The 25833-nt window shown below is 67.9% G+C and carries 23 protein-coding genes; 6 read left to right on the top strand and 17 right to left on the bottom strand.

The window, feature by feature from the left end:
* Positions 1–97: 97 nt before the first annotated feature.
* The gene (locus AC1DYI_RS05790; RefSeq protein ID WP_477203128.1) at positions 98–1690 is read left to right on the top strand and encodes a PglL family O-oligosaccharyltransferase; all 1593 of its coding nucleotides are present in this window, start codon (positions 98–100) and stop codon (positions 1688–1690) included.
* Positions 1691–1787: 97 nt separating this feature from the next.
* A complete protein-coding gene (locus AC1DYI_RS05785) occupies positions 1788–3254 on the top strand; it encodes a M20 family metallopeptidase (protein ID WP_477203127.1) in 1467 nt (488 codons plus the stop codon).
* Positions 3255–3458: 204 nt separating this feature from the next.
* Here AC1DYI_RS05785 and AC1DYI_RS05780 read toward each other — a convergent pair whose 3' ends face one another.
* From AC1DYI_RS05780 to AC1DYI_RS05770, 3 genes are all read right to left on the bottom strand, one after another.
* Entirely contained in the window at positions 3459–3902 is a 444-nt protein-coding gene (locus AC1DYI_RS05780; RefSeq protein WP_477203126.1) for a DUF4148 domain-containing protein, read from the bottom strand.
* 155 nt (positions 3903–4057) lie between these two features.
* On the bottom strand, positions 4058–4336 hold the full coding sequence (locus AC1DYI_RS05775) for a DUF4148 domain-containing protein (protein WP_477203125.1): 279 nt from the start codon (positions 4334–4336) through the stop codon (positions 4058–4060).
* Positions 4337–4627: 291 nt separating this feature from the next.
* Complete coding sequence (locus AC1DYI_RS05770) at positions 4628–5539, bottom strand: LysR family transcriptional regulator (RefSeq protein ID WP_477203124.1); 912 nt, start codon at positions 5537–5539, stop codon at positions 4628–4630.
* Between the two features lie 98 nt (positions 5540–5637).
* Here AC1DYI_RS05770 and AC1DYI_RS05765 point away from each other — a divergent pair, with 98 nt between their 5' ends.
* Both AC1DYI_RS05765 and AC1DYI_RS05760 read left to right on the top strand, forming a co-directional pair.
* Entirely contained in the window at positions 5638–6324 is a 687-nt protein-coding gene (locus AC1DYI_RS05765) for a haloacid dehalogenase type II (protein ID WP_477203123.1), read from the top strand.
* Between the two features lie 30 nt (positions 6325–6354).
* Positions 6355–8580 carry a malate synthase G gene (locus tag AC1DYI_RS05760; RefSeq protein WP_477203122.1) on the top strand — a complete coding sequence of 742 codons (2226 nt, stop codon included), beginning with the start codon at positions 6355–6357 and terminating at the stop codon, positions 8578–8580.
* 127 nt (positions 8581–8707) lie between these two features.
* Here the strand turns inward: AC1DYI_RS05760 and AC1DYI_RS05755 are convergent, their stop codons facing one another.
* From AC1DYI_RS05755 to AC1DYI_RS05720, 8 genes are all read right to left on the bottom strand, one after another.
* Positions 8708–10408: an AMP-binding protein gene (locus tag AC1DYI_RS05755; RefSeq protein WP_477203121.1), complete on the bottom strand. Its 1701-nt coding sequence runs from the start codon at positions 10406–10408 to the stop codon at positions 8708–8710.
* 147 nt (positions 10409–10555) lie between these two features.
* A complete protein-coding gene (locus AC1DYI_RS05750; RefSeq protein WP_477203120.1) occupies positions 10556–11317 on the bottom strand; it encodes a TSUP family transporter in 762 nt (253 codons plus the stop codon).
* 384 nt (positions 11318–11701) lie between these two features.
* On the bottom strand, positions 11702–13378 hold the full coding sequence (locus AC1DYI_RS05745; RefSeq protein ID WP_477203119.1) for a GMC family oxidoreductase: 1677 nt from the start codon (positions 13376–13378) through the stop codon (positions 11702–11704).
* Positions 13379–13426: 48 nt separating this feature from the next.
* Complete coding sequence (locus AC1DYI_RS05740) at positions 13427–13921, bottom strand: hypothetical protein (RefSeq protein WP_477203118.1); 495 nt, start codon at positions 13919–13921, stop codon at positions 13427–13429.
* 8 nt (positions 13922–13929) lie between these two features.
* Positions 13930–15369 (bottom strand): cell envelope integrity protein CreD, encoded by a 1440-nt coding sequence (gene creD, locus AC1DYI_RS05735; RefSeq protein ID WP_477203117.1) that lies wholly within the window; start codon positions 15367–15369, stop codon positions 13930–13932.
* 92 nt (positions 15370–15461) lie between these two features.
* Positions 15462–16961 (bottom strand): two-component system sensor histidine kinase CreC, encoded by a 1500-nt coding sequence (gene creC, locus AC1DYI_RS05730; RefSeq protein ID WP_477203116.1) that lies wholly within the window; start codon positions 16959–16961, stop codon positions 15462–15464.
* Between the two features lie 9 nt (positions 16962–16970).
* Positions 16971–17690, bottom strand: coding sequence for a winged helix-turn-helix domain-containing protein (locus tag AC1DYI_RS05725; protein ID WP_477203115.1), 720 nt, complete (start codon positions 17688–17690; stop codon positions 16971–16973).
* Positions 17687–18346: a MarC family protein gene (locus AC1DYI_RS05720; protein WP_477203114.1), complete on the bottom strand. Its 660-nt coding sequence runs from the start codon at positions 18344–18346 to the stop codon at positions 17687–17689. Before AC1DYI_RS05720 ends, AC1DYI_RS05725 begins: the two co-directional genes overlap by 4 nt.
* Positions 18347–18606: 260 nt before the next feature.
* Between AC1DYI_RS05720 and AC1DYI_RS05715 the strand changes: the two genes are divergently transcribed.
* Positions 18607–19083 carry an RNA recognition motif domain-containing protein gene (locus tag AC1DYI_RS05715; protein ID WP_477203113.1) on the top strand — a complete coding sequence of 159 codons (477 nt, stop codon included), beginning with the start codon at positions 18607–18609 and terminating at the stop codon, positions 19081–19083.
* Positions 19084–19316: 233 nt separating this feature from the next.
* On the opposite strand, the gene AC1DYI_RS05710 is transcribed toward AC1DYI_RS05715, so the two are convergent.
* From AC1DYI_RS05710 to AC1DYI_RS05695, 4 genes are read right to left on the bottom strand one after another with little or no spacing between them, the layout of a single operon-like run.
* The gene (locus AC1DYI_RS05710; protein WP_477203112.1) at positions 19317–20093 is read right to left on the bottom strand and encodes an SDR family oxidoreductase; all 777 of its coding nucleotides are present in this window, start codon (positions 20091–20093) and stop codon (positions 19317–19319) included.
* A complete protein-coding gene (gene lptC, locus AC1DYI_RS05705; protein ID WP_477203111.1) occupies positions 20090–20800 on the bottom strand; it encodes an LPS export ABC transporter periplasmic protein LptC in 711 nt (236 codons plus the stop codon). Before lptC ends, AC1DYI_RS05710 begins: the two co-directional genes overlap by 4 nt.
* 11 nt (positions 20801–20811) lie before the next feature.
* Positions 20812–21408, bottom strand: coding sequence for a KdsC family phosphatase (locus AC1DYI_RS05700; RefSeq protein WP_477203110.1), 597 nt, complete (start codon positions 21406–21408; stop codon positions 20812–20814).
* Positions 21408–22397 carry a KpsF/GutQ family sugar-phosphate isomerase gene (locus AC1DYI_RS05695; RefSeq protein WP_477203109.1) on the bottom strand — a complete coding sequence of 330 codons (990 nt, stop codon included), beginning with the start codon at positions 22395–22397 and terminating at the stop codon, positions 21408–21410. Before AC1DYI_RS05695 ends, AC1DYI_RS05700 begins: the two co-directional genes overlap by 1 nt.
* 124 nt (positions 22398–22521) lie before the next feature.
* On the opposite strand from AC1DYI_RS05695, the gene AC1DYI_RS05690 reads away from it, so the two are divergent.
* Complete coding sequence (locus AC1DYI_RS05690) at positions 22522–24519, top strand: monovalent cation:proton antiporter family protein (protein ID WP_477203108.1); 1998 nt, start codon at positions 22522–22524, stop codon at positions 24517–24519.
* A gap of 28 nt (positions 24520–24547) precedes the next feature.
* Here AC1DYI_RS05690 and AC1DYI_RS05685 read toward each other — a convergent pair whose 3' ends face one another.
* Both AC1DYI_RS05685 and AC1DYI_RS05680 read right to left on the bottom strand, forming a co-directional pair.
* Positions 24548–25015, bottom strand: coding sequence for a cyclic nucleotide-binding domain-containing protein (locus tag AC1DYI_RS05685; RefSeq protein WP_477203107.1), 468 nt, complete (start codon positions 25013–25015; stop codon positions 24548–24550).
* A 176-nt stretch (positions 25016–25191) separates the two neighbouring features.
* Positions 25192–25833 (bottom strand): GTPase (locus tag AC1DYI_RS05680; protein ID WP_477203106.1); only part of this gene is annotated, 642 nt, incomplete at its 5' end.

Here is a 25833-nt window from a genome sequence, read left to right as displayed (position 1 = left end):
CACTCTGCTGGCCTTCAACGCCTCCCCGTCATCAACACTGCTGAACCAGCTGCTTGCAGTCTTTTGCTGGGGTGCAGCGGTGGCAGGGCTAGGGGCCATGAACAACGCTCCGGTGTTCCGCTGGAGCCCCTTGTCGAGCGGCCTGGTGGTGTCGATTGCCGCAGTCGCAGCGTCAACGACACACGGCCTGCCAACCGCTCTCGCATTGTCCGCGGCAGCCCTGCTGGCCACCGTCGCAGTCGTGGTCTGGCAAGGTCAAGCTCAACCCAAAGAACGCAGCAGCGAGAACCCCTTCGCCTGCGCCATGTTGGCGGCGGGCTTGGTCAGCGCCTTGATTGCGCTGGTGCAGGTCTTCGCCCCCGGCTTGGCTGATGGCGACATCATTGCCCGCTCCGGCCTGGCAGGCCGTGCCGTTGGCAACCTGCGCCAACCGAATCACTTGAGCAGCCTGCTGCTGTGGGCCTTGATTGCCTGGGTGCCGTTGGCCCAAGCGGGTCGAATCGCGGCGTGGCGATTGGATCGGCATGTCGCCGTGCTGGTCGGTATCTTGCTGTTGTGGGCCGTCGTCTTGACGGCCTCGCGCACCGGCATCGTCGGCGTGGTCTTGCTCGCGCTTTGGGGCTTGGTCGACAGGCGGCTCGCGCGCTGGGTTCGCGTTGCTTTGGTCGCCGCGCCGGTGGCCTATCTGTTGATCGCTCTGGCCATGAGCGGCTGGGCGCATGCGACCAGCCACACCTTCGGCGGAGAAGGGCGATTGGCCGAAGGCGATGTGTCGGCTTCGCGCTTTGGCATCTGGGCCAACACGCTGACGCTGATCCGCCAACAGCCCTGGACCGGGGTGGGCTTCGGTGAATTCAACTTTGCCTGGACGCTGACCCCGTTCCCCGGCCGCCCCGTCGCCTTCTTCGATCACACTCACAACCTGCCATTACAGCTGTGGGTCGAACTCGGCGTGCCGCTCGGCAGCCTGGTGCTCGGACTGCTGCTGTGGGCATTGGTCCAGGCCGGGGTGCGCTCATGGCGAGTGCCGGGTGAAGAGGGCGCCGGCTCACGCGCCGCCTTCATGATGGTGCTGATGATCGGCGTGCACAGCCTGTTCGAGTACCCGCTGTGGTACGCCTACTTCCTGCTGCCCACCGCCTGGGCGTGGGGCTACGCACTGCGTACACCCGAGCCCGAGAAGCCGAAGCATGCGATGCCCGCGCCACGCTTCGGAGCACCGCTCTTCCTGCGCTTGGCCGGTGTCTTGATGATCGTCGGCAGCCTCTACGCCCTGTACGACTATTGGAAGGTCGTTGCGATCTACGCGCCCACCGATGACGCCGGCCCGCTGTCCGAACGCATCGAGCGGGGCCAAGGCAGCATCTTCTTCTCGCACCACGCCGACTACGCTGCGGCCACAACCACCAACCCGCCGTCGGCTGCCATGGCCGCCTTCGGCACCACGACCCATTCGCTGCTGGACACTCGGTTGATGCTGGCCTGGGCCCAGGCGCTGGCCGAGTCGGGCAATCGCGACAAGGCCAGCTACCTGGCCGCGCGGCTGCGCGAGTTCCGCAACCCCGCCTCGGCTGAGTTCTTCGAAGTCTGCAACGACCCCGAGAAGATGGCCGTGTTACCGCCGCCGTTCCAGTGCGTGCCGCCGCCCGCTGGCCTGACCTGGCGCGATTTCCAGGCCCGCGCCGAATAGGCCACAGTGGCAGGGGCTCGCGCCGGCGGCGCACAATCACGGGCTCGGCCTACCAGCCAATCGTTTCGGCCACCGTCGTCATTCCGAGGTTCACACCATGAACGCCCCCGACAAACTCCCTTCGCTGGACTCGGCCGCACTCGGCCGCTTCGTCGATGCCGCCTGGCGCGAACGCATCGTGCCGCAGCTGACCGACTACATTGCGGTGCCGGCCAAGAGCCCGCTGTTCGACCCCGAATGGCAAGCCCATGGGCTGATCGACAAGGTCGTGCGCGACGCCGCCGCCTGGGTCGAAAGCCGCAAGGTGCCTGGCCTGACGCTGGAGGTCATCCGCGCCGAGGGCAAGACGCCGGTGATCTTCTTCGAGGTCGAATCGACCCGCGCTGGCAGCACCCAAACTGCGCTGATGTACGGCCACCTGGACAAGCAGCCCGAGTTCAGCGGCTGGCGCTCTGACTTGGGCCCGTGGACGCCGAAAATCGAGAACGGCAAGCTCTATGGCCGTGGCGGCGCCGACGACGGTTACGCCATCTATGCCGCGGTCAGCGCGATCGAGGCACTGAAGGCGCAGAACATCCCGCACCCGCGCATCGTCGGCCTGATCGAGAGCTGCGAAGAATCCGGCTCGTTCGATCTGCCGTACTACCTCGACAAGCTGAGAGAACGCCTCGGCGACGTCAGCCTCGTCGTCTGCCTGGACTCGGGCGCCGGCAACTACGACCAGCTGTGGCTGACCAGCAGCCTGCGCGGCAACATCACCGGCACGCTGAAGGTCGAGATCCTGACCGAAGGCATCCACTCGGGCGACGCCAGTGGCCTGGTGCCGTCGAGCTTCCGCATCCTGCGTCAGGTGCTGGACAGGCTGGAAGACTCGAAGACCGGCAATTTGCTGCCCGGTGCCTTTCACTGCGCGATCCCGGCCGAGCGGGTCGCTCAGGCCCGCAAGACGGCTGAAACCCTGGGCGACGAGGTCTGGAAGCGCTACCCCTGGGCCTGCGGCGCCGACGGCGGCGCTGCATTGCCGACCACCACCGACCCGGTCGAGGCACTGCTGAACCGCACCTGGCGACCGACGCTGTCGATCACCGGGGTCGACGGCATGCCGCCGTTGTCGAACGCTGGCAATGTGCTGCGTCCCTACACCGCGTTCAAGCTGAGCCTGCGGCTGCCGCCGCTGGTGCCGGGCCATGAGGCGGCCGTCGCGCTGAAGACGCTGCTTGAGGACAACGCACCCTACAACGCCAAGGTCACCTTCCAACCAGACGGCCGCGCTGGCGACTGGGGCGCCACCGGTTGGAACGCACCGGCCACCAATCCTTGGTTGGAAACGGCGCTCGACGCAGCGTCACGCACGCATTTCGGCGAGCCGCTTGGCTACATCGGCCAGGGCGGCACGATCCCGCTGATGAACCTGCTGCAGCAGGGCTTCCCGCAGGCCCAGATGATGGTCTGCGGTGTGCTCGGGCCCAAGAGCAACGCCCATGGCCCGAACGAGTTCCTGCACCTGGACTATGGCCAGCGCCTGACGGCCTCGGTGGCCGAGGTGATGGCTGCGCATCCGTGAGGCTTCGCACAAACCCCTGCGTTTGATCGGCTGCGCATCAACCTTTTGTGGGTGGCAGCCGCCACCGGCTTGCATAAAGTCGAGTGGCGAATTGCAGAGGGGTCGGGGAATGCGAAAGGGCGGGGAGTTTTCCCCGCCCTTTTTGCTTGGGCGCTCAGCCTATCTGGGCCGCCTGGGGCCCGGCCGAGTTAGCTACCGTGTAGCTCAGCGTTGGGCCAGCGCGGTCGGCGCCGGCTGGCGCACGTTTTGCGGCAGGCGCTGGTAGGTTTCGGTGTCGAACGGATTCATTTCACCGTTGGCGCGGGCGGCCAGCACTTCGGCACGCACTTCTTCGCGGGTCAGGCCCGAGGCCGACGCGGTCTGCGTCTTCTTGCTCGAGAACAGCGCCATGATCGCGGGGCCCGAATCGTTGTTCTGGGCGAAGTAGTAAGCCTCAGGGTTGAAGCTCGAGATGCCCTTGGCATCACGCTTGGCGACGTACTCGGCTTGCACTGCTTCGCGGGTCACGCCATTGGCCGATGCGGCGGCGGGCATGCGCAGGTCGGTTTCGGTGTCAAAAACATTGCGCTGCGCCGACTGGGCGAACGCACCGCTGGCGAGCGACAGGGCCACGGCGGCGAGGGCGAATTGGGCTTGCTTGGCAAACATGGTGGTGTCCTTCAGGGTCTTGGTGAGACAGGGCCTCATCGTGCTGGAGCGCTCGTGGCGCGTCCTTTCAGCCCGGTATCGGCGTGTATCGATTCTTTGAAACGTCTGGCGGCAGGAGCGGCGGTGGGGGTGAGGCCGCCGCCTCCGCAAGAGGTTTACTTGGCCTTGGCTTGGGCCAGGCGGGTCTGGTCGGCGCGGACGGCCGGCTTGACGTAAGCGACGGTCTCGTTGTCGAAGACGTTGACTTCGCCGTTGGCGCGGGCGGCCAGGAACTCGGCGCGCACTTGCTCACGCGTCAGCTTCGCTTCGGCGGCCGGGGCGCGCAGATTGGTTTCGGTGTCGAACACGTTGCGCTGCGGTTCGGCGGCGAAGGCGCTGCCGGCAATGGCGAAAGCGAGGGCAGCGACGGCGATTTGGGCTTGCTTGGCGAACATGATGGTCATCCTTTGAGTGAAACGTTCATAAAAACTTGTCCGGGCATGGCGGTGAGCACCTACTGTCGCGCTCCGTCTTGTCCAGCCTCGGTGAGTCGTTATACGGTTGCGGCTCATCGATGGATGCAACTGTAGAGATGGTTGCCCAGGCAATAAATGCCCATGGCGTTTATTGCGTGTTAACGAATCGCGAACAATAAAACTTCGGGATTACCCGAAAGACGTGCTAGGCATCCGAGGGTGAACCCTAGTCGCCGGACGGGGCAGGCGCCTTACAGCGCCGGTGGGAGCTCAGGCCGCGCGGGCCCAGTAACCGGCGTCGCCGTAGCTGTGCTTGAGGAAGTCGATCCACAGCCGCACCCGCAAAGGCAGGTGGCGAGCGCTGGGGAAAACGGTGTAGATGCCGTTCGGCGGCGCGGCGAAATCGTCCAGCACGCTGACCAGCCGGCCGCTGGCGATGTCGGCCTGCACCTCCCAGGTGCTGCGCCAGGCGATGCCCAGCCCTTCACGGCACCACTCGTGCAGCACCTGGCCATCGCTGCAGTCGAGCCTTCCGCCTGGGCGGAGGTGGGTTACCTCGCCAGCGACCAAGAACGCCCAGCCGCGTGACTGGCTCGCCTCAGAACTGAGCGTCAGGCACTGGTGCCGTGCCAGTTCGTTCGGATGCTCGGGTGTGCCGGCGCGCTGCAGGTAAGCAGGCGCCGCCACGCACATCCGCCGGTTGTCGGCCAGCCGCACGCTGACCAGGCTAGAGTCGGGCAAGTCGCCGACCCGCACCGCGCAGTCGTAGCCCTCGTTGACCAAGTCGACGACCCGGTCAGACAGGTTCAGCGACAGGCTCACATCGGGGTGGCGCGACAGGAACGCGGGCACCAGCGGGGCCAGGTGGCGGCGGCCAAAGCCAGCCGGGCCAGTGACGCGCAGGTGGCCACTGGCCTTGACGCCACCGGCCGAGACGCTGGCCTCGGCGTTGTTGAAGTCGGTGATCAGCCGCTGGCAGTTTTCGAGGAAGGCACTGCCCTCGTGGGTCAGGCTGATGCGTCGCGTCGTGCGCTGCAGCAGCTTCACACCCAGCCGCTCTTCGAGTGCGTCCATGCGCCGGCCGATGACCGCCGGCGCAACACCTTCTGCCAGCGCCGCGGCCGTCAGGCTGCCCTTGGTCGCCACGGCGACGAAGGTCTCGATCTGCTTCAAACGGTCCACGGCGTGATGGTACGGTGGCCGATCTGTGCGTCCAAGTCACAAATCCATCGCATTTTGCGTTGGTAATGGCGAACCGGGTATCGAATAAATTCCCACCCATGGACAAAACCACCCCCGCGCCCCGCGCGGTGCTGTTCGACGCCTATGGCACCTTGTTCGACGTCTACAGCGTCGGGCTCGCTGCCGAGCAGCTCTTCCCCGGCGCGGGAGAGCGGCTGGCGCAAGCGTGGCGCGACAAGCAGATCGAATACTCGCGGCTCACCTCGATGAGCGGCCGCTACCAGCCGTTCTGGACGCTGACCCGCGCGGCACTGCAGTTCTCGGCCGAACGCCTGGGCCTGGCCCTGAACGCCGAAGCCGAGCAGCGCCTGCTGAACGAATACCGCCACCTGTCGGCCTTCCCCGAAAACCACACCGTGCTGGCAGCGCTGAAGCAACGCGGCATCCGCGCCGGCATCCTGTCCAATGGCGACCCCGAGATGCTGGCCAGCGCGGTCAAGAGCGCCGGCATGGCCGACCTGCTCGACCCGGTGCTGAGCGTGCACGAAACCCAGCGCTTCAAGACCGACCCGGCCGCCTACGCGATCGGCCCTGCAGCCTTGAAGCTGCCGGCGCGCGAGATCCTGTTCGTTTCCAGCAACGGCTGGGACGCGATCGGTGCCACCTGGTATGGCTTCACGACGCTGTGGGTCAATCGCGCCGGCTTGCCGCTCGAACGCCTGGGCGCCGAGCCGACACGCACTGGCCGCAGCCTGCGCGACGTGCTCGACTTCTTTCCTTCCTGACCTCTCCTCCAACATAACAAGGCATTGACGATGACCAACCGCACCACGATCCACGGCCTRCAGGTCGCGACCGAGCTGAAGACTTTCATCGACGAGCAGGTGCTGCCTGGCACCGGTGTCGACGCGGGTGACTTCTGGGCCGGCTTCGACCGAATCGTGCACGAACTGGCGCCGCAGAACGCCGCGCTGCTGGCCGAACGCGACCGCCTGCAAGTGGCGATGGACGAATGGCACCGCGCCAACCCCGGTCCGCTCGACAAGAAGGCCAAGATGAAGGCCTACCGCAAGCACCTGCAGAAGATCGGCTACCTGGTCGCCGATCCGGGCGACGTGAAGGTCAAGACCAAGAACGTCGACGCTGAGCTGGCCACGCAAGCTGGCCCGCAGCTGGTGGTGCCAATCACCAATGCGCGCTACGCGCTTAACGCTGCGAACGCCCGCTGGGGCTCGCTGTACGACGCGCTGTACGGCACCGATGTACTGCCCGAGACCGATGGCGCCGAGAAGGGCCGCGGCTACAACCCGGTCCGCGGTGCCAAGGTCATTGAATACGCGCGTTATGTGCTGGACCGCACCGCGCCGCTGGCCGGCGGTTCGCACGTCGATTCGACCGGCTACCGCGTCGAGGGTGGCGCACTGGTCGTCACGCTGAAAAACGGCACGACGACTGAGCTGAAGAAGGCCAAGCATTTCGTTGGCTACCAGGGTGATGCGGCGGCACCATCTGCCGTGCTGCTGCAGCACAACGGCCTGCACCTGGACATCCGCATCGACCGATCGACGCCCATCGGCGCCGCGGACGCGGCCGGTGTCAGCGACCTGGTGATCGAGTCGGCGCTGTCGACCATCCTTGACCTGGAAGACTCAGTGGCGGTGGTCGATGCGGCCGACAAGGTGCAGGCGTACGGCAACTGGCTGGGCATCCTGAAGGGCACGCTGACGGAGACCTTCAGCAAGGGCGGCCAGACGATGACGCGCGGCCTGAACGCCGACCGCGTCTACACCGGCCCGAATGGTGAGACGGTGACGCTGCACGGGCGCTCGTTGCTGTTCGTGCGCAACGTCGGCCACCTGATGACCAACCCGGCGATCCTCTGGGGCGCCGAGGGTCGCGAGATCCCCGAAGGCATCCTGGACGCGGTGGTCACAACGACGATCGCGCTGCACGACCTGCAAGGCCGCGGTGCACTTGTGGACGGTTCGGGCCTGCGCAACTCGCGCACCGGCAGCGTCTACATCGTCAAGCCGAAGATGCACGGCCCGGCCGAGGTCGCCTTCGCCGATGAACTCTTCGGCCGCGTCGAGAAGCTGCTGGGCCTGCCCAAGCACACCGTCAAGCTGGGCATCATGGACGAGGAGCGGCGCACGTCGGTCAACCTGAAGGCCTGCATCGCCGCGGCGAAATCACGCGTGGCCTTCATCAACACCGGCTTCCTCGACCGCACTGGCGACGAGATGCACACCGCGATGCAGGCCGGCCCGATGCTCCGCAAGGGTGACATGAAGACCAGCGCCTGGATCGCCGCCTACGAGCGCAGCAACGTGCTGGTGGGACTGCAGTGCGGCCTGCGCGGCCGCGCACAGATCGGCAAGGGCATGTGGGCGATGCCAGACCTGATGGCCGCGATGCTGCAGCAGAAGATCGGCCACCCGAGGGCCGGCGCCAACACCGCCTGGGTGCCCAGCCCGACGGCCGCGACGCTGCATGCGCTGCACTACCACCAGGTCGATGTGGCGCAGGTGCAGAAGGACCTTGAGAAGGCCGACAAGAAGTCGACCCGCGACGACGTGCGCGAAGAGATCCTCAAGGGCCTGCTCAGCATCCCGGTGGTCGCCGCGCCGCAGTGGAGCGACGCCGAGAAGCAGCAGGAGCTGGACAACAACGCGCAGGGCATCCTCGGCTACGTGGTGCGCTGGGTCGACCAGGGCGTTGGCTGCTCGAAGGTGCCCGACATCCACAACATCGGCCTGATGGAAGACCGCGCGACGCTGCGCATCTCGAGCCAGCACATGGCCAACTGGCTGCTGCATGGCGTGGTCGGCAAGGCACAGGTGCGCAACACGCTCAAGCGCATGGCCAAGGTGGTGGATAAGCAGAACGCCGGCGACGCGGCCTATCAGCCGATGGCTGGCCGCTTCGACGAGTCGATGGCCTTCCAAGCCGCGTGCGACCTGGTGTTCAAGGGCGTCGAGCAGCCCAGCGGCTACACCGAGCCGCTGCTGCATGCGTGGCGCTTGAAGGTGAAGGCCGGTTGAGCAAACCTGCCGCGGATGTTGAGCCGCCGGCCATCAGGCCGGCTTGTTCAACACGCTGGAGCCCCCGCTCGGAGGGGGCTCGGGGGAGCCCAACATTCGCCCGAAGGGCCAGCAGGCCTGCGGCCTGCTAGGCCCACAGCACCGGCTTGCGGCTGCCGACCCAGCGCTCGTAGTTCGGCGCGTACAGCTCTTCGATGCGGTTGCGCTTGACCTTGAAGGTCGGCGTGATGACGCCGTTGTCGACCGTCCACGGCTCGACCACGACGACGATGCAGTCGAGCTGCTCGTGCGGGTCCAGCACCGCATTGATGCTCTTGAGATGCTCGGTCAGCGACGCCTCGATCGCCGGTCGGCCCCCATTGGCGGCTGCCTTGGCGGCGTCAGGGTTCAGCATCACGATGCCCAGCGGCTGGCCGAGGTTGGCGCCGGTCACACAACAAGCCTCGACCGACGCGTGCATCACCAGCCGGTCTTCGATCGGCGCCGGTGCCACGTACTTGCCCTTGCTGGTCTTGAACAGGTCCTTCACGCGGCCGGTGATGCGCAGGTTGCCTTCACCGTCGAGCTGGCCCTTGTCGCCTGTGTGCAGCCAGCCATCGGCGGTCAGGCTGTCGCGCGTCAGCTCGGGTTCCTTGTAGTAGCCCAGCATCGTGCCGGGGTGCTTGACCTGGATCTCGCCGTTGGCCGGGTCGATGCGGCTTTGCACGCCGCGGTAGGGCATGCCGACCGTGCCCGGGCGCTGCACGCCAGGCAGCGTGGCGTGGCTGACGCCGCAGTTCTCGGTCATGCCGTAGACCTCGAGGATCGGCAGGCCCAGGCGCTCGTACCAGCGCAGCAGGTCGGGCGGCATCGGCGCCGCGCCACCGGCGGCCAGCRTGCACTGGTCGAGCCCCAACGCGCCGAGCACCTTTTTGCGCACGATGCCGCCGAGGATCGGGATCTTCAGCAGCCGCGCCAGCTTGGCCGGTGGCATCTTGGCGTGCACGCCCTGCTGGAACTTGACCCACAGCCGCGGCACCGAGAAGAACACCGTCGGCCGTGCGCGCTGCAGATCGGCGGTGAAGGTGTCCAGGCTTTCGGCGAAGTAGACCCGCATGCCGGTCGCCAGCTGGCCATGCTCGACCAGCGTGCGCTCGGCCACGTGTGACAGCGGCAGGTAGCTCAGCATCCGCGCGTTCTCGTCGATGTCCTTGACCCGGTCCAGGCCCGACTGGATCGACCAGGCGAAGGTGCCGAAGCTGTGCATCACGCCCTTGGGCATGCCGGTGGTGCCCGAGGTGTACATGATCGTCGCCAGTTCATCGGCCGGACGCACCGGCTCACCTTGCAGCGGCTTGGCCTTGGCCAGCACGTCGTCCCACTTGGGGTAGTTGTTCGGTGGCGCCAGCGGCAGCGCCACGCAGGGCAGGCCGGTCGGGATGCCGGGTTTCATGCCCTCGAAACCATCGAGCTTGCCGACAAACAACAGCTTGGATTCGCTGTGCTCGAGGATCTGGCGGATCGTCTCGGCGGCCAGCGTGGGGTACAGCGGCACCGAGACGTAGCCAGCCATCCAGATGGCGAAATCGCAGATCAGCCACCAGGCCGTGTTCTTCGACAGCAGCGCGATCTTCGAGCCCGGCGCATAACCCTGAGCCTGTAGGTACCCGGCCAGCAGGCGGGCCTGGTCCATCACCTCTTTCCAGGTCAGGTCCTTGATCACGCCACCGCCCATCGGCTGGGTGTAGGCGATGCGGTTCGGCGTCGTGCGCTCCCAGTGGTACAGGCGCTGCAGCGCCAGGGCGGATGGCGGAATGGGCAGGCCGAAGGACGTGTCGATGGCGGTCATGAGCGCTCGAAGGGGCAATAGTGGGCTTGGCGGGAAAGGGTAGCCACCCCACCCCCACACGGCATCGGCGCGAACCCTCACCAGGCGTGTCGCGCCGGCGACGCGAGCGCATCACCGTGCGGAATGCCCGGCGCCGGGCGCCGGCCTTCAGCGCAGGAACGCGTCGTAGCCCGTCTTCAGGATCAGCGCACCGACCACGGCGATGAACACGCCGCGCACGAAGCCCGCGCCGTGTTTGAGCGCCAGCCGAGTGCCGATCAAGCTGCCGGCGACGTTGGCCACCGCCAACACCCCCGCCACCTGCCACCAGACATGGCCCTTCCAGGTGAACAGCACCAGCGCGGCCAGGTTGGTGGCGGTGTTCAGCAGCTTGGCCGAGGCCGAGGCGTGCAGGAAGTCAAAGCCCAGCACGCGCACGAAGAGAAAGACGAAGAAGCTGCCGGTACCGGGGCCGAAGAAGCCGTCGTAGAAGCCGATCGTCAGCCCGATCAGCGACGCCACCAGTGCTTCATGGGCTTCGGCATAGCGTGGCGCGTGGTGCCGGCCGAGATCCTTGCGCGCCAGCGTGTAGGCCAGGATCGCCAGCAGCACCAGCGGCAGCGCGCGCCGCATCACGCTCGCATCGACCACCGTCACCGCCCACGCCCCAGCAAAGCTGCCGATCAGCGCGGCCAGCATCGCCGGCGCCATCGTCTGGGCACGCAGCGAAACACGGCGGGTGAACTGCACCGCCGCCCACCCCGTGCCCCAGATCGCCCCGCCCTTGTTCGTGCCCAACAGCGTCGCCGGCACCGCGCCCGGATAAGTGGCGAACAGCGCCGGCACGAGGATCAGGCCACCACCGCCAACGATGGCGTCGATCAGGCCCGCGAACAGCGAAGCAACGGCAACAACAACGAGGTCGGTCATCGATGGACGTAAACAGGGCCGGGCACAACCGCTGACGTCACCCGTTTAGAACGGTGAACGAAGCGGGGGGGGCAAGGGCGACCGACGGGCCGCCCCTAGGTCGCCGCTCCCCCTTGGGGGGACGGACCCGGCTTTGCCGGGGCCTAGGGGGCCAACAAAAGCAAAGGGCGCCAGCGGTTGGCTGGCGCCCTTGCATTCTCACATGGTCACTCTGGCGGCCAGCGTGTGGCTCGCAGGGGCCTCTGAACGAGTTCTATTTTTGGCCCGGACTTGTCTCCTCGGACCCCCTTCAGCCATGCACCCGCGAAGGGCAGAAGGCCGAAAGTGGGCGCACTGTAAGGGTGCGCCTGGCGGACGCCCATCGGGTCTTACCCCGTGAGCCGATCAGGCCGCTTCGCCCGGCGGGGCCGCCAGCATCCACGCGGCGGCGCGTTCGGCAATCATCAGCGTCGGCGCATTGGTGTTGCCGCTGGTGATGGTCGGCATCACGCTGGCATCGGCGATGCGCAAGCCCTGCACGCCGCGTAGCCTCAGCCGCGCATCGACCACCGCCGCCGGGTCGTCGTCGCGCCCCATCTTCGCGGTGCCGACCGGGTGGAAGATCGTGGTGCCGATGTCGCCCGCCAGCCGAGCCAGTTCGTCGTCGGTCTGGAACTCAATGCCCGGCTTGACCTCGCGCGGCTGGTAACGCGCCAGCGCCGGCATCGCCGCGATGCGGCGGGTCAGGCGCAAAGAATCGGCGGCCACCTGGCGGTCGCCCGGCGTCGACAGGTAATTGGCCAGGATCGACGGCGCATCTTCGGGCCGCGGCGACGTGATGCGTACCCGGCCCCGCGCCTCGGGGTTCAGGTTGCACACACTCGCGGTGAAGGCGTTGAAACCGTGCAGCGGCTCGCCGAAGGCGTCGAGCGACAGCGGTTGCACGTGGTATTCGAGGTTCGCGTGGGCGCGCGACGGGTCGGACCGCGTGAAGGCGCCCAGCTGCGACGGCGCCATGCTCATCGGCCCACTGCGCTTGGCCAGGTACTCCAGCCCGATCATCGCCTTGCCCCACCAGTTGGCGGCCAGCGTGTTCAGCGTCTTGACGCCGTCGACCGCGAACACCGCGCGGATCTGCAGATGGTCTTGCAGGTTGGCGCCGACACCGGGCAACTCCAACCGCGGCGTGATGCCCAGCGGCTGCAGCCATTCGGCCGTGCCGATGCCCGACAGCTGCAGGATCTGCGGCGTGCCGATCGCGCCGGCGGCCAGCACCATCTCTCCGCGGCAATGCGCCTGCAGCGGCGCGCCGCCACCGACCGGCAGCACTTCGACGCCGTTGGCACGCAGCCGTCCGTCGGCGTCGGGCTCGAACAGCAGGCGGCTGACGGTTGCACCGGTCCAGACCTGCAGGTTCTCGCGGTGCATCACCGGGCGGAGAAAGGCTTTCGCGGCATTCCAGCGCACGCCGCCGCGCTGGTTGACCTCGAAGTAGCCGACGCCTTCGTTGTCGCCACGGTTGAAGTCGGTGGTGGCCGGGATGCCGGCCTGCTGCGCGGCTTGCGCGAACGCGTCCAGCACGTCCCAGCGCAAGCGTTGCCGCTCGACCCGCCACTCGCCGCCGGCGCGCTTGCCCTTGGCGTCGAAGCCCGGTGCGCTGTGCAACGCGTCAGCGCCTTTCCAGTGGTCTTCGTGCTGCTTGAAGAACGGCAGGCAGTGCTCCCAGCGCCAGTTGGCGTCGCCGACCTCGGCGGCCCAGCCGTCGTAGTCGCGCGCCTGGCCCCGCATGTAGATCATCCCGTTGATGCTGGAGCAGCCGCCCAGCACCTTGCCGCGCGGGTAGCGCAGCCGGCGGCCGTTCAGGCCCGGGTCGGCATCGGTCTGGTAGAGCCAATCGGTGCGCGGGTTGCCGATGCAGTAGAGGTAACCCACGGGAATGTGGATCCACAGGTAGTCGTCGGCGCCGCCGGCTTCGATCAGCAGCACGCGCCGCTTCGGGTCCGCCGACAGCCGGTTGGCCAGCAGGCAGCCGGCTGTGCCGGCGCCGACGATGATGTGGTCGTAGGTGGGCGTGTTGCTCATCGCCCGGACTATCTCGCATCCGCGGCGCCGGTGCGCCGCTGGCTGCAACTAGCCGAAGAACGAGAACACGACGATCTGCAGCGACGGAATCACGATCAGGCTCGATTCCGATGCAGACGCGTAGTAGGACCCCGGTTGCGCCAGCGCCCCGAAGACTCGCTGCTGCAGCGCTTCGTCCAGCCCGCCGCAGTCCATGCCGCTCAGGTGCAGGTCCGCCTCACCTTCGCGGCCGGTCGACGGTGTCTCGCGCCACGCACCGAAGGCGGTGTACGCCCCGGTGCGCTCACGCCCCTGACGGGCGTCCGCCAACGCCGCGATGCCCTCGTCCTGCAGGCGATCGAGCGTGCCCCTCGACAGCGCGAAGACCGCGGCGCCGCAACCTTCACGAATGCCTCCTGAGTCGGCAATCGACACGACACCGTCGACCTCGATCTGCACCGGCAACGCGCCCAGGTACCACTGCCATTGGAAGAGCTTGCAGGCCAGGTAGACCACGAGCATCAAACCTGACGTGATGAGCAGAACCCCGCGGGTCGTTCGCATCGCCGCGCTCACTCGGTGCGCGCACGCGGCGCCGACAGGTCGTCGAACAACCGGTACCAGTCGAGCTTGCGGGTCAGCAGCATCACGGCCGCCACCGCGGCGAACAGGCCGATCGTGCCGACCACCAGCGCGGTCTGCTCACGCGTCAGCAGCACGTACATCAGGCCGTAGAGCCCACCGAGCGCGCCACCGAAGGCCGCCCCAGCGCGCCAGCCGCCGAGCATGTGCGCCCCGTAGACACCCAGCACACCGGCACAGGCCAGGCTGGCGGCGGCATAGGCGATCTCGAAGAGCAGGTGCTCGGACAAGGCCAGCAGCAGCATGAAGAACAGGCTCAGCGCCAAGCCGACCAGCGCGTACTGAACCGGGTGCACGCGGCGCACCCGGGTGCGACCTAGCACCTCGGTCAACGCCACCGCGACGAAGGTCAGCGCGACGAACAGCAGGCCGTATTTCACCGCCCGGTCCGCGAGCACATAGGGGTTGATCGGGTCGATGAAGGAAACGGCCAGCGTGTCCAGGCAACGCGCGTCGCGCGCGGCCGCCACCACCTCGTCGCTGCCCGCGCCGTCCTGGTAATTGACCCCGCCCATCGCCGGGCCGCCAGCGGCGTCCGCCGGGCAGAGCAGGCCACCTTGCGCCACATCGCGCGCAGCGCTGCTGGAGAGCTCGCTCACGCGCCACACGGCGTGGAAGCCCTCATTCGTCACGTCTCGCTGAACCGGCAGGAAGCGCCCGCCAAACGAGGGGTGCGGCCAGTCCGAGCGCAGGTCCCATTCGGTCTGGGCTGCGGCCGGCACGAGCTCAAGCCGGCTCGTGCCGCGGAGGTCCAGCGTCAGGCGGGCATGGACCGCTCCGGCCAACTGGGCGTCCGGCAAAGTGGCGTGCATGCCTCGCCCATAAGTGGGGTGATTGGTGCCAGCATTGACGGCCAAGTCCATGTCGTTGATCTTCAACTCGGCGCGTTGCACGCCGCGCGTGTCCGACAAGGCCACCATCAGCGTCACGGGCTCGCAGCGCAAGCGCGTGTCGGCCGACTTCGGTGTCGGCACCAGCGCCGCGAGACTGGGCCACTGCGCATCCAGGGCCAGATGGCTCAGGTAGCCATTGACCTTGAACAAGCCACGGTAGCGCTGCTCGGCCTGGGCCTGGCTGGCCACGCTGAGCTTGCTCGCCGCGAGCTCCAGGCGGAACTCGCGCCTTTCGGTGTGGACATGGCGGTCCTTGCCATCACCCAGCTTCACCTCCCATTCCTCGACGCATTCGCGGTAGAGCCAGGGCCCCAGCACCGACTGCGCGCCAGCCTGCGACTGTTGCACGCCCTGGATCGCTTCCTGCTGGCGGCCACGCCGCTCGTCGACCAGGAAACCGATGCGCGCCAACACCAGCGTCAGCAGCCCCACCACGGCGCCGATCGCCAGCACCTTGCTCCACAACGAGTTCTTCATTTGCATGCCTCCTCCAGGCGGTTTGCGATGCCCGAGAGCGTCGCGCGCAGAGGTGAAGCGATGAAGGGCTGTGTGAAGTGGCGGTGAAGTCTTCAGGGCGCGGCGATGGCCGGCAGCATCAGTTCGACCTGCAGGCCGGGCGACGCCGGCGTGATGGCCAACGCCCCGCCATGCAGCGCAGCCACCTGGCGCACGATCGCCAAACCTAAGCCGCTGCCCTTGCGCGCGCTGCCCGGGCGGGCGGTGGCGTAGAAGCGCTCGCCCAGGTGCGGCAGCGCGTAGTCGGGCACGCCGGGGCCGTGGTCGCGGAGGGCCCAGCGGACTCGGCCTTCGGACGTATCGATGGACAGTTCGAGCACCGAGCCGGCCGGAGCGAAGTCGATCGCATTGGCCAGCAGGTTCGACAGCGCGAGTGAAAGTTGCACGGGGTCGCCTTCGACCGCGGCCGCCTCGTCACGCTGTCGCCATTGCATCGCCAAGCCGCGCTGCTGCATGGTGGCTGCATGATCGGCCAGCACCCTTTTGGTCAGGGCCGCGAGTGCCACCGGCTCGCGCCGCGGCGGCTCGGCCGCACTTTCGAGTTTCGACAGCTCCAGCAGCCGGTCGACCAGCTCGCGCAAGCGCTCGGCCTGTTCGCCGACCTGGGCGTTGAAGCGCGCACGGTCGGCCGTGCTGAGCGACGAGTCCTCAAGCAACTCGGCCGCGCCGCGGATCGCCGACAGTGGGCCTTTCAGCTCGTGCGTCAGCGCACGCACGAACTGCTCGCGCTGGGCCCGCCCGTCGAGCCGTTCGCGCATCGCGCCCATCGCCCGCGCCAGCTCACCCAGTTCGCCCGGCAGGGCAGGGGGCTGCGCCGCGCGCACGCCGGGCACTCCATCTTCGCCCGCCTGCTGCGCATAGCGGCGCAAGCGGCGTACCGAGTGCACGGCCCACAGCGTGACCGCCACACCGATCAGCAGCGACAGGCCGAGCAGCCAGGCCCCGGCGGTCAGGATCTTGTGCTCGGCCCGATCGACAAACGGTGCCACGGTCGACTGCGCCTTGGCCACCGTCAGCACACCAAGCACGCGCCCGTCGCGGCTGCGCACCGGCGCAGCGACGTACATCACCGAGCTGCGCTCGTCGGTCTTCACCTCGCGGGTCGCCCGAGCGCCGTACTCGCCACGCAGCGTCAGTGCCACGTCGCGCCAGCGCGAATAGTCCTGGCCCAGGGCTCTGTCGGCCCCATTGCCGCCGCTGCTGGGTTGCTCGGCACCCGCGTCCAGCACCACGCGGCCCTTTGCATCGGTCACGTAGATGCGCAGGTCCAGCCGGCGCTTGTCCAGGCCCCAGATCTGCGCATCGACCGGGCGGCCGGCGTAGGCCTGCACCACCTGGGCGAAACGGCTGCCGCGCAGGTCGCCGCCGGCTGGCATCGCGGCCAGGTCATCGGCAGCGTCTTCGGCCARCAGGTTGGCGGTGTCGACGAGGATGTCTTCCATCACCTCGCGCACGCTGGGCTTGACCTCGGCCACGAAGACCCGCATCACGAAGAAAGCGGCCAGCCCGGTGATGACCAGGAAGCCGAAGAACAGGCGCAGGCCGAGGTGCATCGCCAGCGGTCAGCGCGACGCAGGGGCGGGCGGCAGCACCAGCGCGTAGCCCAGACCGCGGTGCGTCACGATCGGGTCCAAGTCGGGCCGGCGCTCGCGCAGCTTGGCGCGCAGCGTCTTCACGTGGGTGTCGACGGTGCGGTCGTTGGCCTCGCAGTCCGGCCCCCAGACTTCGACGAGCAACGCTTCGCGGCTCTTGACGCGGCCACCGGCGCGCGACAGCGCCTGCAGCAGCTTCAGCTCCAGTCGCGTCAGGTCCAGCGGCTGTCCGGCCAGCAGTGCGCGCTGGCCGGCTTCGTCGACCTCGATCAACGGCGCCTCGACGGCGGGCGGCGACCAGGCCGAGCGGCGCAGCAGGGCACGCACCCGCGCCACCAGCTCGCGTGGGCTGAAAGGCTTCGCGAGATAGTCGTCGGCACCGGCTTCGAGGCCCAGCACGCGGTCGATCTCTTCGCCCTGCGCGGTCAGCATCAGCACCGGCAAGGTGCGCAGGCGGGCATCACCGTCGGCGCGCCATTGGCGGCACAACGCGAGACCGTTGCCGTCGGGCAAACCGACGTCGAGCACCGCCAACGCCGGTGGCGCGGCGCGAGCCGAGCGCTCGGCCTCGCGCACCAGCAAGAGCTGCTCGACTCGCCAGCCTTCGCGCTCGAAGGCAAAGGCCACCGTGCCGGCGATCGCCGGGTCGTCTTCCAGCAGCAGGATGCGCGGCGCCCCGGCCGGACTCACGGCGAGACAGGAGCGATGGGCGCGAACGGCGAGGCCAGCACCGGGAACAGCTTGGTCAACCCGTCGGCCAGCAGCTCGACCGCCATCGCGGCCAGGATCAGGCCCATCAACCGTGTCATCACGTTGATGCCGGTCTGCCCGAGCGCCCGCGCGATGCGGCCCGAGGCCATGAACGCGAGGTAAGCAGCCAGACCGATCACCACGCCATAACCGACCAGCACCGCGTGCTCCCAGAAGGTCTTGGTCTTCTCGGCGTAGATCACCATCGTCGAGATCGTCGCCGGGCCGGTCAGCAGCGGGATGGTCAGCGGCACGACCGCGATCGACGAGCCGGCGTCGGCTTTCTCCTGGCCCTGGTGCACGTCGTCGGGCCGGCTCTCGGCCTGCTGGGCATTCAGCATGTGGATCGCCGACATCAGCAGCAGCAACCCGCCGCCGACCTGGAAGCTGGCGATCGTGATGCCGAAGAACTCGATGATCTTCAGCCCAGCCAGGCCGCTGATCGAGACCACGAGGAAAGCCGCCGTCGCGCTGACGCGCATCGTGTGGCGGCGCTGTTCGGGCGAAAAGTTCTGCGTGAAGTGCAGGAAAAAGGGCACCACGCCAATGGGGTTGACGATCGCCAGCAACGCGATCAGGGGTTTCAGCAGGTCCATGCCCAATTGTGGTGTGCCGCCAGCGCACCGTGCAGGGAAAACGAGTGCCCAAGGACCGGTATCACGGCGCGGAAATACGACACTTTCGCCGGCCGCGCTTTGCCGCGGCTGTGGAAATAGTCTCATAATGGTTTTGGGGTGACTTGCCTTTCGTCGCCCTAGTTTGCTGTGTATGGACGCGGCACCTTCGCTTGATGGGTTCACGCTGGGTTGAAGCTCCACATGGTCTTTGTGTTTTGAGAGTTTGAGGAGCTTTCCCCATGGGAAACAAGCTTTACGTCGGTAACCTCGCTTACAGCGTGCGTGACGAGTCCCTGCAACAAGCGTTTGGCGAATTCGGCACTGTCACGTCCGCCAAGGTCATGATGGACCGCGACACCGGTCGTTCGAAGGGCTTCGGCTTTGTCGAAATGGGCTCGGATGCCGAGGCGCAAGCCGCCATCAACGGCATGAACGGCCAACCCCTAGAGGGCCGCGCCATCGTCGTCAATGAAGCCCGTCCGCGTGAAGAGCGCCCGGGYGGCTTTGGCGGCGGCGGCGGTGGTGGCCGCGGCGGCTACGGCGGTGGTGGCGGCGGCGGTGGCCGCAGCCCCTACGGTGGTGGTGGCGGCGGTGGCTACGGCGGTGGTGGTGGCGGCGGTTACGGCGGTGGTGGCGGCGGCGGTGGTCGCAGCCCCTACGGCGGTGGTGGCGGCGGCCGCGGTGGCAACCGTGGCGGTGGCGGCGGCGGTTACTGATCGCTGATCACGGGACGACAGGCCTTCAGGCCTGTTCGCCCAAACAAGCAAAGAGGGCGCAACGGGAAACCGCGGCGCCCTCTTGTTTTGTGCACCTCGCGATGCACGGGTAACTCTCCCTCTTGGGCGCGCGCAGCGCCGCCCACTCTAAGTGGCGTGCGCGGATCCGGCTCTGCCGGTCCGCTGCGCGAGCCCCCTCGGGGGGCAGGCCCCGGAAGGGGCCGTGGGGGCTTCTATGTCCTCCGTTGCTTGCGGCCGCGACCCGCGAGCAGGCGGTCGAACAACCAGTTCGGCAACAGCCGCATCAGTTTGGCGACCACCCCCATCTGCCAGGGAATCACCCGGTAGCTGGTGCCCGCTTCGATCGCGCGAAACGCACGATCGGCAAACACCTCGGGCTGCATCAGGAACGGCATCGGGTATCGGTTGCCCGCCGTCAGCGGCGTCGCGATATAACCCGGCACCACCGTGACCACCTGCACCCCGGTGCCGCGGCATTCACCGCGCAGGCTTTCGCAATAAGCGACCACCCCGGCCTTGCTGGCGCAGTAGGCGCCATGGCCCGGCAGGCCGCGGATCGCCGCGACGCTGGCAATACCGACCAGCGTGCCGCGGCGCTGCTCGCGCATCGCCTTCAGGAACGGGTGGAAGGTTGCGGCCAAGCCGGTGTTGTTGGTGGCCAGCGTCTCACGCAAAACCTCCAGGTCCTCGCGCTCGGCGGTGTCGATACCAACGCTGATGCCGGCGTTGGCAATCACCACATCCGGCAGGCCTTGTTCGGCCATGCAACGCTGGCCGGCCGCGACGATGCTGTCGATGACTTGCACGTCAGCGGCATAGACACGCCAACGATCGTCCGCCCAGCCCTGCGTGCGGGCCCAGGCCTCGACCAACTCAGTGCGGCGCGCGACCAATGCCAGCCGCCAACCGGCCGCGGCATAGCGCGCGGCCAGCGCCTGGCCGATGCCGCTGGACGCGCCGGTGATGAAGACCAGTGGCGCTGTGCTCATTTGGCTGTCTTCACGTCGGTCGGCAGCAGCATGCCCCGCACATGGCCGTGCAGCGTGACCTGCTGCGTCGTCTCATCGAAATCCATCGCGTCGGCGACCAGTTGGCTGCCGCCCTGGCGCACCGTCACCGGACGGTCTGCGCGCACGCGGCGCTCCGTGGTGAGCACCAGCAGGTGCTCGCCCTCGATTTCGACCACATGGCCGTCGACGCCGGTGCTGACGACGTGGGCGCCGCCTTCGAGGCTGTAGCGCGAGTTGTCGCCCGCCGCCACCGCCTGGCGTGCAGTGGCCTGGGTGCGGCGGCCATCCGGGCCGGTGGTGGAGACGCGCACGGTGTCGACCTCCATCTCATCGCTGTCGGGGTAGTGGCGCACTTGCTCACCTTCGACCTGCGCGACCAGTCGGCCCTCGGGGTTGAAGCGCTGCAGCATCACGCGCTGCGCGGTGTAGTCGGGGTCGTGGCGCGCCGCCGCAACCGGTCGCTCACCCGGCGCGCCGGGCGACAGACGCGCCAGCCACCAAGTCAGACAGGCCAGCAGGCTCATCAACAGCAGCGGCAGGTAGGTGCCGAACAGCTGGCGCAGCCGGTAGCTCCAAGCCTCGCGCGGCCGACGCCCCGGCCCTGGGGCATCCGCCAGCGGCAGCACCGGGCCGCCAATCGCCACCGGCACCTCGGGCAGATCGGGCAGGTGCAGTTCGGCGCTCATCTTGGGCGGCGTCAAGCGCTGTCCAGCGTGCGCAGGTGGCCGTGCAGCAGGCCGGCGTAGCGGCCGGCCGCCATCAACAACAAGTCACAGAACTCGCGCGCCGCACCGTCGCCGCCGCTCGCCGCGGTCACATGGTGGGCGATCGCCTTGACCTCGACGTGTGCGTTGGCGGGCGCACAGGCGAAGCCGGCGCGCGTCAGCAGCGGCAGGTCGGGCCAATCGTCGCCGATCGCCGCGACGTCGGGCCAGGCAAAGCCCAGTGACGCGAGCAAGGGCTCTGCGGCGGCCAGCTTGTCGCCAGCACCGTAGACAGCGTGCTGCAGCCCGAGATCGGCGACCCGGCGGCGCACCGCCGGTGAATCGCGGCCGGTGATGACGATCGGCACGATGCCGCCTTGCGCGAGCAGCTTCAGGCCGTGGCCGTCGAGCGTGCAAAACCCTTTGAACAGCTCGCCTTGTTCGCCGATGAACAGGCGGCCGTCGGTCAGCACGCCGTCGACGTCGAAGATCGCGGCCTTCAGCCCCAGGCCGGTGCCCTGGGCTTTCAGCAGCAGTTCGGGCGCAAAACGCAGCGCCGGCGTCAGTGCAGCGGTGGTGGCAGCAACCATCAGATGACCTTGGCCCGCAGCAGGTCATTGGTGTTCAGCGCCCCGACCAGCAGGCCCTGTTCGTCGACCACCAACACGCTGGTGATGCTGTGCTGTTCCATCAGATCGGCCGCATCGACCGCCAGCGCATCGGCACGCACCCGCTTCGGTTGGCTGTGCATCACTTCGTGCGCGCGCAACGCGCGAAGATCGGCGCCAGTTTCGAGCAGGCGGCGCAAGTCACCGTCGGTGAAGATGCCGGCCGGCCGGTCGTCTTCGACGATCACCGCGAAGCCCAGGCCCTTGTCGGTCATCACATGCATCATGTCGATGAAGCCGGTGTCGGCCGCCACGCGGGGCAGGGCATCACCGGTGCGCATCAGGTCGTGCACGTGCATCAGCAGCTTGCGGCCGAGCGAGCCGCCGGGGTGCGAGCGCGCGAAATCATGTTCGCGGAAGCCACGCGCATCGAGCAATGCCACCGCGAGCGCGTCGCCCAGCGCCATTTGCGCCGTGGTGCTGGCGGTCGGCGCCAAGTTCAACGGGCAGGCCTCCTGGTCGACCGCGCAAGACAGCGTGACTTCGGCATGCTGCGCCAGTGTCGAGCCCGGCTTGCCGGTGATCGCCACCAGCGGCACACCCAAGCGGCGCACCGCCGGCAGGATGGCGTTGATCTCGTCGCTCTCGCCGGAGTTCGAGATCGCCAGCAGCAGGTCGCCCGTCGTCACCATGCCCAGGTCGCCATGGCTGGCCTCGGCGGGGTGGACGAAGAACGCTGGCGTGCCGGTCGAAGCCAGCGTCGCGGCGATCTTGCGACCCACGTGACCGCTCTTGCCCATGCCCATCACGACAACGCGGCCTCGGGTGTCGAGCATCGCCTGCACCGCGCGCGCGAAGCTGTCGTCCAGCCGATCGCGCACGGTTTGCAACGCCGCGGCCTCGATGGTGAAGGTTTCGCGCGCCAGCGTCAGGGCGCGGGCGGGATCGAAGGGCGTGGCGGCAGTGTTCAAGGCAAGGCCAGGGTACAGAATGGGGGGATTCTAGGAGCCTGTCAGCCGGCCGTTCGGGGCCGCTCGGCATGGCCTTTGCGTCCCGTCGCAATGACAGTTATCTGCGAGACAGGACACTAGCTGCATGGCTTCAACACTGGAACTCGTTCTTCTGTACCTGGTGGCAGCGGTGGCCGGCGTGGCGCTGTGCCGTAGCCTGAAACTGCCGCCGATGCTGGGCTATCTGGCGGTCGGTGTGCTGATCGGGCCGAACGCGTTGGCGCTGGCCCGGGACTCGGCGGCGGTCAAGTATCTGGCCGAGTTCGGCGTCGTGTTCCTGATGTTCGTGATCGGGCTGGAGTTCAACCTGCCCAAGCTGCGCAGCATGCGCACGCTGGTGTTCGGTCTGGGGTTCTCGCAGGTCAGCCTGACCATCATCGGCGCGGTGGCCGGCAATGCGATGCTGATGGCGCTGTTCGGCTGGCTCGGCATGCGCTGGGACCTGGGCTGGGAGGGCGCGGTCGTGCTGGGCAGCGCGATGGCGATGTCGTCGACTGCGATCGTCGTCAAGATGATGGCCGAACGGCTGGAGCTGGAGAGCGAGCACGGCAAGCGTGTGATGGGCGTCCTGCTGTTCCAGGACTTGGCGGTGGTGCCGCTGCTGGTGCTGATCCCCGCGCTGGATTCGAGTGGCGGCGACATGGTGCGCTCGCTCGGCCTGGCGATGCTGAAAGCAGCCGGCGTGCTGGCCCTGCTGCTGCTGGGCGGGCAGAAGCTGATGCGCTGGTGGCTGACGCTGGTGGCACGGCGCAAGAGCGACGAGCTGTTCGTGCTGAACCTGTTGCTGGTCACGCTCGGCTTGGCCTGGCTGACCGAGCACGCCGGGTTGTCGCTGGCGCTGGGCGCCTTCATCGCCGGCATGCTGATCGCCGAGACCGAATACAAGCACCAGGTCGAGACCGACATCCGGCCCTTCCACGATGTGCTGTTGGGCCTGTTCTTCATCACCATCGGCATGAAGCTGGACTGGCGGCCGCTGTGGGAAGAGTGGCTGCTGGTGCTGCTGCTGACGCTGCTGCCGATCGTCGCCAAGGCGGCGCTGGTGGCCGGGCTGGCCTGGGCCTTTCGCGCCGCGCCAGGGGTGGCGCTGCGCACCGGCCTGTACCTGGCGCAGGCCGGCGAGTTCGGCTTCGTGCTGCTGACGCTAGGCGCCGAGAATCAGCTGATCCATCCCCAATGGGTGAGCCCGGTGCTGGCGTCGATGGTGCTGTCGATGCTGGCCACGCCGCTGCTGATCCAGTACAGCAACCGCATCGTGGTGCGCTTGTCGGCCAGCGACTGGCTGATGCAGTCGGTCGCCCTGACGGCGATCGCGAAAAAGGCCATCCGCACCGAAGCCCACATCATCATCTGCGGTTACGGCCGCAGCGGCCAAAACTTGGCCCGCCTGCTGGACCAGGAGAAGATGCCCTACATGGCGCTCGACCTGGACCCGGACCGCGTGCGCCAGGCCGCCGCTGCCGGCCAGAGTGTGGTGTTTGGTGATGCCGCACGGCTGCAAAGCCTGATGGCCGCCGGCCTGGCGCGCGCCAGCGCGGTCGTCGTGAGTTACCACGACACGCCGTCAGCGTTGAAGATCCTGGGCCTGGTGCGCCAGCACGCGCCGCATGTCCCGGTGGTCGTGCGCACGATCGACGACACCGATCTCGAGAAGCTGCGCGAAGCCGGCGCGACCGAGGTGGTGCCTGAGGCAGTGGAAGGCTCGCTGATGTTGGCCAGCCACGCACTGGCGCTGGTGGGTGTGCCGATGCGGCGCGTGATCCGCCTGACGCGCGACGCACGGGACGCGCGTTACCGGCTGCTGCGGGGTTATTTCCACGGCGCCGACGACGACACCTCGGAGGAGCTCACCCAGGCCCGGCTACGCAGCGTCAGCCTGCCCCACGCCGCCGCCAGCGTTGGCTCGACACTGGCCGACTTGGCGCTGCACGCACTCGATGTGAACGTCGTATCAGTGCGCCGCGCCGACGGCCGCATCGTCACACCCGAAGACCAGCTGCGCCTGGCCGGCGGCGACACCTTGGTGCTGGCTGGCCTGCCGGAGACCCTGGCTCTCGCCGAGTCGAAACTGCTCTCAGGTTGAGGCGCTCCCGGACGGGGAGCGGAGAGCCTCAAGCTGCCGGCATCCCTCGCTCCAGGTTGGCCCGCATGCGCTCGGCCATCACGGCACCAGCGGCACGCAGGAACTCCAGCGCCATCTCGGGCTGGCGTTGCGCGAACTCGTCGAAGCGGTTGCGCGTCAGGCCCCACAGCACGCTGGGTGACATCGCCTCGACCTGGGCCATGCGCGGGGTTTCGGCAAACAGCGTCGGCTCACCGACCACCGCCCCGGGGCGCAGGATCGCCACCGGACGGCGCGCCGGGCCCGCGTCAGGCACATAGACCTGCAAGGTGCCGCTTTCGAGCAGGTACATCACACGGTCCATGTCGCGGTAGCGGATCAGCGTGTCGCCAGCGCGCAGCTTGAACTCCTGCATGAAGGCCGCCAGCTGACGCCACTGGCTCAAGTCGAGCCGAGCCCGGAACGAGTCGTCGGCGTTCAGCGTTTGGATGGCTTGATGCAGGATCTCGACGGCCATGGGCGGGCTCCCTCCGGCGGCACCGACAAGGCGGGCCCGATGGGACCCGCTCGTGACGATGATTGCAGATTCATTATCAGCAGGTTACAAAGCCCCAGCAACCAGCCAAGGCGCGCTCATCGGCGCTCAGCCGCCGCTCGTCGCACAATTCCAAGCCACTGCCGCTTGGCGGGCACTCACTTGCCGATGCAAAAGCGGCTGAAGATCTCGCCCAGCAGATCGTCGGCGCTGAAGGCGCCGGTGATGCGTTGCAAAGCCTGGTGCGCCAAACGCAGCTCTTCGGCGAACAGGTCCAACGCTGCGTCGGCCTGGGCCGCGTGATCAGCGGCGCCGGCCAGGTGCGCGCCGGCCTCGCGCAGCGCTTCGACATGGCGGCTGCGGGCGATGAACAAGCCTTCGGGCGAGGCCAACCCGCCTGCTCGTTCGAGCAAGGTGTCGCGCAGCGCGTCCAGCCCTGCACCGGTGCGCGCAGACAAGCGCAGACCCGGCCGCGCGCGCTCGAAATCGCCCGCCAGGCCGGCCGCGTCTGCCTTGTTGAACAAATGCAGCAAGCGCTCCGGCTCGACCTCGGCCAGGCGCTCGGCAATCACCGCATCGGCCTGCTGGCAGGCGGGCTCGTCGACCCGCGTCAAGTCATGCAGAAACAGCACCGCGTCGGCGCCCGCAATGGCTTCCCAGCTGCGGGCGACGCCGATGCGCTCGACCTCGTCGGCCGCGTCGCTGCGCAAGCCGGCGGTGTCGGTCACATGCACCGGCACGCCGTGGATCTGGATCGTTTCGCTGACGCGGTCTCGGGTGGTGCCGGCGATCGGCGTGAC

The sequence above is a fragment of the Ideonella sp. P3_A4 genome (assembly GCF_056403075.1).
Note: the sequence above shows the minus strand (reverse complement) of the source record. Positions and strands in the feature narration are given on the sequence as shown.